General features: G+C 29.6%; 8 protein-coding genes. 1 reads left to right on the forward strand and 7 read right to left on the reverse strand.

The features are described from left to right. Nucleotides 1–359: 359 nt before the first annotated feature. The 6 genes from hemW to gpr all read right to left on the reverse strand — a co-directional run bounded on the left by hemW (nucleotide 360) and on the right by gpr (nucleotide 7,575). On the reverse strand, nucleotides 360–1,487 hold the full coding sequence (hemW, locus tag AB2369_RS08060) for a radical SAM family heme chaperone HemW (RefSeq protein WP_367665969.1): 1,128 nt from the start codon (nucleotides 1,485–1,487) through the stop codon (nucleotides 360–362). A 23-nt stretch (nucleotides 1,488–1,510) separates the two neighbouring features. Next, nucleotides 1,511–3,319: a translation elongation factor 4 gene (lepA, locus tag AB2369_RS08065; RefSeq protein WP_367665970.1), complete on the reverse strand. Its 1,809-nt coding sequence runs from the start codon at nucleotides 3,317–3,319 to the stop codon at nucleotides 1,511–1,513. A 328-nt stretch (nucleotides 3,320–3,647) separates the two neighbouring features. After that, entirely contained in the window at nucleotides 3,648–3,965 is a 318-nt protein-coding gene (locus AB2369_RS08070) for a hypothetical protein (protein WP_367665971.1), read from the reverse strand. 150 nt (nucleotides 3,966–4,115) lie between these two features. Further along, complete coding sequence (locus tag AB2369_RS08075; protein ID WP_367665972.1) at nucleotides 4,116–5,159, reverse strand: stage II sporulation protein P; 1,044 nt, start codon at nucleotides 5,157–5,159, stop codon at nucleotides 4,116–4,118. Nucleotides 5,160–5,257: 98 nt separating this feature from the next. Beyond that, nucleotides 5,258–6,304 carry a stage II sporulation protein P gene (locus AB2369_RS08080; protein ID WP_367665973.1) on the reverse strand — a complete coding sequence of 349 codons (1,047 nt, stop codon included), beginning with the start codon at nucleotides 6,302–6,304 and terminating at the stop codon, nucleotides 5,258–5,260. Nucleotides 6,305–6,600: 296 nt separating this feature from the next. Next, nucleotides 6,601–7,575: a GPR endopeptidase gene (gpr, locus tag AB2369_RS08085; RefSeq protein ID WP_367665974.1), complete on the reverse strand. Its 975-nt coding sequence runs from the start codon at nucleotides 7,573–7,575 to the stop codon at nucleotides 6,601–6,603. 207 nt (nucleotides 7,576–7,782) lie between these two features. Here gpr and rpsT point away from each other — a divergent pair, with 207 nt between their 5' ends. Beyond that, nucleotides 7,783–8,049, forward strand: a complete 267-nt coding sequence (rpsT, locus tag AB2369_RS08090; RefSeq protein WP_367665975.1) for a 30S ribosomal protein S20 — start codon at nucleotides 7,783–7,785, stop codon at nucleotides 8,047–8,049. A gap of 244 nt (nucleotides 8,050–8,293) precedes the next feature. On the opposite strand, the gene holA is transcribed toward rpsT, so the two are convergent. Further along, the gene (gene holA / locus AB2369_RS08095) at nucleotides 8,294–9,319 is read right to left on the reverse strand and encodes a DNA polymerase III subunit delta (RefSeq protein ID WP_367665976.1); all 1,026 of its coding nucleotides are present in this window, start codon (nucleotides 9,317–9,319) and stop codon (nucleotides 8,294–8,296) included. Nucleotides 9,320–9,500 lie beyond the last annotated feature (181 nt).

Consider the following 9,500-nt stretch of genomic DNA (forward strand, 5'->3'; position numbering starts at 1 on the left):
TATTAAGGCTATTTGCTTAGTATATATACAAATCTTTATAAATGTAATTTGTAATATTAAAAAAATTTTTACTTTAATTTAATTGTATATAAGGGTAGATATCCACCCTTATATATCTTACTTTTAAACAAATCTATGTTAAATTTTTATATAAATTATTATTCTTTAACTTTATGTTTATTATACTAAATGTATATAACTACACCTTGTTCCTTGATGTCTTAAAACTTAGTTAAGATAATTTAACTAGCATAATAAATTATTTTATTAAATTCTTTAGCTTTTATAGTTTAAACTTCTATAACTTAAAATTCTGACTATATATTTTACCAGTTTTAAGATTTAACTAGCTTAACAGTTTAAGATAATATAAAGTCACTCATAATGGAGTTAGATACTTCTATCCCCTTATGGCTTAGATAAAGTCTTCCATTATCCTCTATTAAAAGCTTTTGTTCTATATATTTCTTTATTAGTTTCCCATAAATTTCATAAATACTTATATTAAATCTTTTATAAAAGTCCTCTATGGATATTCCGTCTACTTTTCTAAGTCCCATAAACATGAACTCTTCCATATTATCCTCAAGGGAATTTTCATTTATTTCCTCAAAGGAATACCCTTTTTCATTTACTTCTTCTATATATTTTTCTATAGTACATTGATTTCTATATCTCTTACTATCTATATAAGAACTACTAGATGAACCAACTCCAATATATTCTGTAAGATCCCAATAAACTATATTATGTCTACATTCTCTATTTTTCTTAGAAAAGTTTGATATCTCATACTGAGTATATCCCTTCTTACCTAGAATATCTAAGGTCATATTATACATTGTTCTTTCTTCTTCTTCAGTTGGAAGTCTAAGTATTCCTTTTTCATAATATCTTTTAAAAGGCGTACCCTCTTCTATTATAAGACTATATGCTGATATATGTTCTGGTTCTAATGAACTTATTTCTTTTAGGCTTTGTTCCCACTCTTCTATGGTTTGATTTGGAAGTCCAAACATCAAATCAACATTAATATTATTGAATCCAGCATTTCTTGCTCTATAAAAATTCTCTTTAAACTCATTAAATGTATGAATTCTCCCTATATCTTTCAAGTGGTTATTCTGAACTGCTTGAAGCCCTACAGATATCCTATTAACTCCTATATCCTTTAAAGCCTTAAGCTTATCCTCAGTTAAAGTTCCTGGATTTGCCTCCACTGTAAACTCTAAATCCTCTGCTGTATTAAGATTCTTTATAATATCTCCAAGCTCTAGTATTCCTTCTAAATGCAAATAGGTGGGAGTCCCCCCACCTACAAATATAGTCTTGATTTTAACATCCTTGACTCTATTATTAACTTCTTTTCTAAGAGCTTTTAAATATTCATTCATTAAATCTTCTTTTCCAGCAAAGGAGGGAAAATCACAGTACCAGCATTTTTGTTTACAAAATGGTATGTGAATATATAATGAAACCTCTTTCATATTCTCCTCCTATTAAACTGCTATTAGTCTACTTTAAGAACAGACATAAATGCTTCTTGAGGTACCTCTACAGAACCTACCTGTCTCATTCTCTTCTTACCCTCTTTTTGCTTTTCTAGTAGCTTTTTCTTTCTTGATATATCTCCACCATAACACTTAGCTAAAACGTCTTTTCTCATAGCTTTAACTGTTTCTCTAGCTATTATTTTAGCTCCAACAGCAGCTTGAATTGGAATTTCAAATAACTGTCTCGGTATAATTTCCTTAAGCTTTTCAGCTATACCACGACCTCTATGATATGCTCTTTCTTCTGGAACTATCATAGATAAAGCATCTACTACCTCTCCATTTAGAAGAATATCTAGCTTCACAAGCTTAGTTTGAGTATATCCTTTTAATTCATAATCTAAAGATGCATATCCCTTAGTTCTGGACTTTAATGCATCAAAGAAATCATAAACTATTTCATTTAGTGGTATATCATAGTTTATAACTACTCTTGTAGTTTCTATATACTGCATATCTATAAAGGTACCTCTCTTTGTTTGACAAAGGTCCATTATAGCTCCTACATAATCTGTAGGGCTTATTATAGATGCCTTAACCATTGGCTCCTCCATATATTCAATCTCAGTCATTGGAGGAAGGTTAGTTGGATTTGTAATCTCTATAGTTTCTCCATCAGTTTTTGTTACCTTGTAAATAACGGAAGGAGCAGTTGTTATAATGTCTAGATTAAATTCTCTTTCAATCCTCTCTTGGATTATCTCCATATGTAAAAGGCCAAGGAATCCACATCTAAATCCAAATCCTAAGGCTAAAGAAGTTTCTGGTTCAAATTGAAGCGCAGCATCATTTATTTGAAGTTTTTCAAGAGCTTCCTTAAGTTCTTCATACTTTGCTCCATCTACAGGGTATATACCACTATAAACCATAGGTATAGCTGGTCTATATCCTGATAATGCCTTGTCTGTGCTTCTTTGTGCTTCTGTTATAGTATCTCCAACTCTAGCATCAGCTACATTTTTTATTGAAGCAGTCAGATATCCAACCTCTCCTGGTCCTAAGGATTCTACTGGCATAAAGCCTGGTGTAAAAACTCCAACTTCATTCACATCATAAACCTTATTAGTTGCCATAAGCTTTATCTTAGTTCCTGGCTTTACTGTACCTTCCATAACTCTTATATAACTTACAACACCCTTATAACTATCATAATAAGAGTCAAAGATTAATGCCTTCAAAGGCGCCTCAGGATCTCCATCTGGATACGGTACCTTTTCAACTACAGCTTCTAATACATCTTCTATATTAAGACCTGATTTTGCAGAAACTAAAGGAGCATCTTGTGCTTCTATTCCTATAACATCTTCTATTTCTTGCTTTATTTCATCAGGTCTTGCAGAAGGTAAATCTATCTTATTTATAACTGGTACTATCTCTAGATCGTTATCTAGGGCTAAATAACAGTTTGCTAAGGTTTGAGCTTGTATTCCTTGGGTCGCATCCACCACAAGTACAGCTCCTTCACAGGCTGCAAGACTTCTAGACACCTCATAGTTAAAATCTACGTGTCCTGGGGTATCTATAAGATTTAATATGTACTCTTTTCCATCAGATGGTCTATTATATATTAATCTTACTGCTTGAGCCTTTATTGTTATTCCTCTTTCACGTTCAAGATCCATATTATCAAGAACTTGAGCATCCATCTCTCTTTTAGTTAAAGTTCCAGTCTTCTCTATTAATCTATCAGCAAGGGTAGACTTACCATGGTCAATATGTGCTACTATTGAGAAGTTTCTTATACGCTTTTGTCTATCATTTATCATATATAACCTGTTCCTTTGAACAGAATTCACCCCCATGTCATAATGAATCACAATAAATTATACCACATGGTCCTGTGTAAATGTCAATATTAAGGCTTAATCCTTGTATATTATTATTTTTTTTTAGTTTATTTATCATTTAATCCTAATTCCTTACCTATTCTAAGTTTTATAGAATATTAAATGATTTAACTTCAATTTTAATTATGCAACTACACACCACGTTTTTGTTTAGAACTTTAATCTATGAGTCTTGTAAGATAATCCTATAAAGCAATCATAATATAAATTATTTATCTCCTACTAATACCTTTGCTTCAATTAAAGATTAGTCTGTAATATTATTAATCTTTTCACCTATATAATCCTTAAAATCACCAAATACAGTTTTTGAAAAAACTATATCATAATTTTCAAAGGATATTTTAAATCCATTTTCACTATTATTACTAATCTTTATAGGAGCCTTATCTTCTCTAATTTTAATTATGGTTTTATTATCACCTAAAAGTATTTCATTATTCTCATTTTCTCCTAAACTAAATCTCTCTGTACATTTAATATTTATGCTTAAGAAACCATAGATAAATATTGATATACATATTATAAAAAGTATTTTATATTTAAACCTATCTGAAAATCTCATAATCCATCACCTACATTAGCATTTTTTTATAATACTATCCAATTTATAAAAAAATAAACCTAAAGTTAGCCTTTAAATCTTTGGCTTACTTTAGATTTATTCTATAACCTACTATATAAATTTTATTTTAATTATTATATGACTTAAGTATTACTTATTAATTGTTTCTGCTATTATTCTTGCTATATATTTAGTTGATGCCTTTGCTTCATCTATAGTGGATGCATCTGAGCCAAGTTCTATAAGTATTGCTTTTGAACTCTTATCTTGATTAAAATTATTTTGTCCCCTATTATAGGTATATGTTTGTCTTAAAAGTCCTGGATATAATTTATTACCAATTTCAGTCATCTTATTTACAAGTTTCATATTCTCGTTAAGATTCTTTCTATCCTTAGATATAACAAACATAATCTTAGCTACATCTTCTCCATTTATATTAGTAGTTATAGAGTTCTTCTTAGGTCCTGAATCCCTATGTAAATCTATTATAAGTTTAAAATCCTTATATTGATTTAAATAATTATCTACAGTTTTAGAAGAACTTTTATAAGAGGTACTATAATTTTTAATATGAATGGTTTTATCATGGATAACTGATATACCATAAGTTTCTTCTAAAATTCTAGTTAATTCATCCCCAACTGTTGCTATACTACTTACAGCTCCTCCTGGTAAAAACTCCTCGTTATTATGAGTGTGATATATTAATACCTCTGGTTTACTTTTATTAAGAGTTTTTTTTAGATTTTTATTTTCAGCTAGAGCTTCTGTATTTTTGTCTCCTTGATTATTTTCTGTGTTTCCACTATCCTCTCCTTGAAGCACACTACTTTCCGGAAGTTTAAAAGGATTTAAAGAAACAATATTATCTGAACTCTTATTATTTACTGAAATTAATGGTAGCTCCTTTTCTAGAATGGATAATGGGTTATATATGTTTATTCCTAATAAATTCATTATGGAGTTTTTAATTCCATAATGATGCTCTGTATTACCTTCATCTTCATGAGATCCTATTAAAGGAATTGAGTATTTTAGCATTTCACTATAAAATATGTTTCCTTGTATACCAGTTAATATATTACTCTTTAAAAAATTAAATGTCATTATAAAAATAACCATGGTACTCAAAATAAAAATCAAAAATTTCCCCTTAAGATTATTACTTTCTCTTCTTTCACTGTAATGCACATTCTATCCCCCCTATAAATGTATTATATTAATTAGAGGATAAAAATATTACTTAGGTAGTTTCATAATATGCCTTTAAATACCGCATCAATTAATATTTACTTCTTATTAATTGTCTCTGCTATTATTCTCCCTATATATTTAGCTGATGCCTTTGCTTCATCTATAGTAGATACCTCTGACCCAAGTTCTATAAGTACAGCTTTCGAGCTTTTATCTTGATTAAAATTATTCTTCCCTCTATCATATGGACGTATTCCCCTAGAAAATCCTGGATATAGCCTATTGCTAGTTTCAATCATTTCATTTACAAGCTTCATATTCTCATTAATATTCTTTCTATCCTTAGATATAACAAACATAATCTTAGCCACGTTTTCTCCATTTATATTAGTTGTTATAGTGGATTTACTTGGTCCTCCATCCCTATGAAGATCTATTATAAGCTTAAAATCCTTATATTGATTTAAATAATTATCTAAGGTTTTGGCAGAGCTTTTATAAGATGTACTATAATTCTTAATGTGAATAGTTTTATCATGTATAACTGATATGCCATAAATCTCTTCTAAAACTCTAGCAAGTTCAGCTCCCGCCGTTGCTATACTATTAGCTGCCCCTCCTGGTGCAAATTCCTCGTTATTATGAGTATGATATATCAATACCTCTGGTTTACTTTTATCAAGGGACTTTTTTAAATCTTTATTCTCAGAAGAAGCTTCTGTATTTTTGTCTCCTTGATTATTTTCTAAGGTTCCCTTGTCTTCTCCTTGAGATACACTGCTATCTGAAAGTTTAAAAGGATTTAAGGAAACAGTATCCCCTACACTACCATTATTTAAAGCTACTAATGGTAGCTCCTTTTCTAGTATAGATAAAGGATTATATATGTTTATTCCTAATAAATTCATTATAGATTTTTTTATTTCGTAGTTATGTCCTGTAAATCCATCATCCTCATTAGCTCCTATTAAAGGGATTGAATATTTTAGCATTTCATTATAAAATATATTTCCTTGTATCCCAGTTAATATATTACTCTTTAAAAAATTAAATGAAGCTATAAATATAACTATAGTAAAAAATATAAAAATTAAGAGCTTCCCCTTAATATTACTATTTTCTTTTCTTTCATTGTAATGCACCCTATATCCCCCCTATAAAGGTATTATATTAATTGAAGAATAAGAATATTACTTGGGTAGGTTTCTAACTTAAGTTATTATTTAAAATATATCTTTTAAAATAAATTGTTTATATATTCTCTTATTTTATATAAAAAAACTAAGGATGATATTTTAAGTAGAATATCATCCTCAGTTTCATCTTTACCTATATATTTAATTAAGTCTCTTTTAATAGCTTTTATGTACTCTAGTCAAATACATTTTACCAAAATTATCTATCTCTAATACTATAATAGCTTAGCTACTATAAGAAGTTAATTTAAAAACTTATTTATTTCCTCCACATTTAGGGCTGGCTGAAGAGCTATATTAATACCTGTAGAGATTATCTTGGATACAGAGTCTATAACTGCATCCACTTCCTTTGGTGTAACCACTAAATCTCCTACATAGGGATTTAATATTTCATGTATTAATCTATTTCTATCTCCTTTATCTATGGATCTTAGCATATCATATACCTTGCTGCTTTCTGATGCCTGTGCCTTCATAGAATCTACAACTAAATCTATGGTATCGCTAGCAATGGTTGCTGCATATACCACCGTAGGAACTCCTATAGCTATAACAGGCACTCCTACAGTTTTCTCATTTATCTCCATTCTTCTATTACCCACTCCAGCTCCTGGAGCTATTCCTGTATCTCCTATTTGTATAGTTCTATTAACCCTTTCAAGTCTTCTAGATGCTAAAGCGTCTATACAAACTATATAATCTGGTTTTATTTTCTCAGCTAAAGACTTTATAACCTCTCCCGTTTCAATACCTGTAAGCCCTAATACCCCTGGAGATATAGCACAAACTGGGGTTACTTCTTCATCTATAGCCTCTGGCATTAATTCTTTAATATGTCTTGTTACCATAAGCTTTGATATAACTTTAGGTCCTAAGGCATCTGGGGTCACATTCCAATTACCAAGTCCCACCACTAAAGTAGTTTTATTCTTATCCACTTTTATCATATCTAAAAGTACTTTTCCTAAAGAATCACTTACATTGTCCATAAGATCTCCATCATATAAAGTAAGCTTTGGCATTTCCATAGTGACATAGGTTCCCTTAGGTTTACCCATATTCTTTTCTCCAGTTTCATTTATTATTTTAACTGTAGAAATCTTTATATCATTTTCTTCCCTTTCAATAACTTCTACCCCGTCAGATTCCTTATTATTACTTTTCACATACATCTCTCTTGTTTCCAAAGCTAAATCTGTTCTTATACTAAACATATAAAATCCTCCTTTAAAGTAAGTCTTTATATATCTTTTGTAATTTTTTCATTTTATATAACTGGAATTTTATTTATCCAATATTTAAAGTTTCTCTTGAAGTATTATTTTTTTAATGCTATAATAACCTTTGTTAAAAGATAGACTCGTACGCAGATTTCCCCAATACTGCAGAGGCCCTATATAAGATGAAGGGGGTGAAAAAACATGGCAAATATAAAGTCAGCTCAGAAGAGAATAAAGGTAACAGCTGCTAAAACTCTTAGAAATAAGATGGTAAAATCAGCTCTTAAAACTACTATAAAGAAGTTTGAAGCTGCAGTAGCTACAAAGAATGTAGATGAGGCTAAGGCTAACTTCAATAACGTAGTTAAAGCTTTAGATATGGCTTCAACAAAAGGAATAATTCATAAGAACATGGCTTCTAGAAAGAAATCTAGATTAGCAGCGAAGTTAAATGCATTAAGCGCATAATAAATAAACCGGTATAATTACCGGTTTTTTATTTTTATAATAGAGAACTTTATTATATTCTCACCTATTTAAAATGGTTAATAAAATTCTCTAAAAGCATTTTAGAAATTATCTCATGGCTAGAAGCTGTAACAACCATATCTTCTTAAAAAGTTGGGGATAACATCTCCTACACCCCTAGATTAAATCATCTAACCTTCAGATGGTGGAAAGAGCATCACCTGAAGGAAGATTCTTTCTATATTTACTTCTTAGCTCTAGCACAGTTTATTATGGACATTTCCAGTTCCATTTTATTATCTCCAGTGGAAAACTTCATATGCTCTTCTGCTGTTAAGCAAATAGTTAAACACTGTTTAAGCTGTTTTTCACTAAACCTTTTACTTTGTTCCATTAAATTTTTAGCTACATATGGATGAAGTCCGAAAGCCTTTGAAAACTCATCGGGAGTTTCCCTATTTTGAGCTTTTGCCTTTCCCTTTAATAAAAGATCAAATTGTCTTTCTATCATAGATAATATAGCTGTTTCCTTAGCTCCCTTAAATATAATATCATTACAAATCATAAGAGCCTTTTGAGTTCTTCCACTACTTATGGCGTCTACTAAATCAAAAATATCATCATCATTATTACTTATAGGAAAAACAGCATCTATATCAGCTTTTTTTATTTCCCTACCTTCTGTATAACTTATAAGTTTATCTACTTCCATCTCTATTATATTTAAATCATTATCTACCTTCTCTGCAAAATACCTAAGTTCAATCTTACCTATATCCTTACCTTTTTTATAGAAAATCTTTTGAATTTTTTTATATAGTCTATCTCCCTTAAGTTCATCAACCTTTACAGCACATATATTGCCTTTAAGCTTATCAAGTTCTCTATTCTTTTCTCTCTTATCTTGGAATATATAATAGGCTACCCCTATACTATAGCTTGGCATATCTTTCATGTAAGAAATAATGTCTTTAAAAGCCTTAGAAGGCTTTTCTGATGACTTTACTCTTAAGTCTTCTGCCCTAAAAATCTCTACTACCTTTTTCTCACTTATAAAAGGCAATGTCTCACAAACATTTATAAAACTATCTATATCTAAATTCAATCCATCCATTCTCATATAATTTAAATCTTTAAAATTTTTATCTATAACTTCTTCTACTAGAAGATTTATAGCATCCTTTATTTGTTTTTCATCTATTCCATAGAATATATAGGAATTATAAATCTTTCCCTCTTTTAAAGATTTCTCAAATTCCTCTAAAGTCATGTTTATCCCCCTATCTTAACTATATTATTAGGGAGTATTTTAAAAATTACTCCTTGGTTTAAAGCTGATTCATAATGTAAGTTATTTTTCTTATATACATATATTTTTTTATCCTTAATTACTATATCATAGTTCTTATTAAAATTCACTTTATATTTTTCCTCTTTAGACTCTATTAAAG

Source organism: Clostridium sp. (assembly GCF_040797585.1).
Taxonomy (GTDB): domain Bacteria; phylum Bacillota; class Clostridia; order Clostridiales; family Clostridiaceae; genus Clostridium_Z.

Excerpts from the sequence above, each read along its gene's own strand:
- holA (WP_367665976.1), bottom strand. The coding sequence starts at position 9,319 with ATGACTTTAGAGGAATTTGAGAAATCTTTAAAAGAGGGAAAGATTTAT.
- gpr (WP_367665974.1), bottom strand. The coding sequence starts at position 7,575 with ATGTTTAGTATAAGAACAGATTTAGCTTTGGAAACAAGAGAGATGTAT.
- lepA (WP_367665970.1), bottom strand. The coding sequence starts at position 3,319 with ATGATAAATGATAGACAAAAGCGTATAAGAAACTTCTCAATAGTAGCA.
- AB2369_RS08070 (WP_367665971.1), bottom strand. The coding sequence starts at position 3,965 with ATGAGATTTTCAGATAGGTTTAAATATAAAATACTTTTTATAATATGT.
- hemW (WP_367665969.1), bottom strand. The coding sequence starts at position 1,487 with ATGAAAGAGGTTTCATTATATATTCACATACCATTTTGTAAACAAAAA.
- rpsT (WP_367665975.1), top strand. The coding sequence starts at position 7,783 with ATGGCAAATATAAAGTCAGCTCAGAAGAGAATAAAGGTAACAGCTGCT.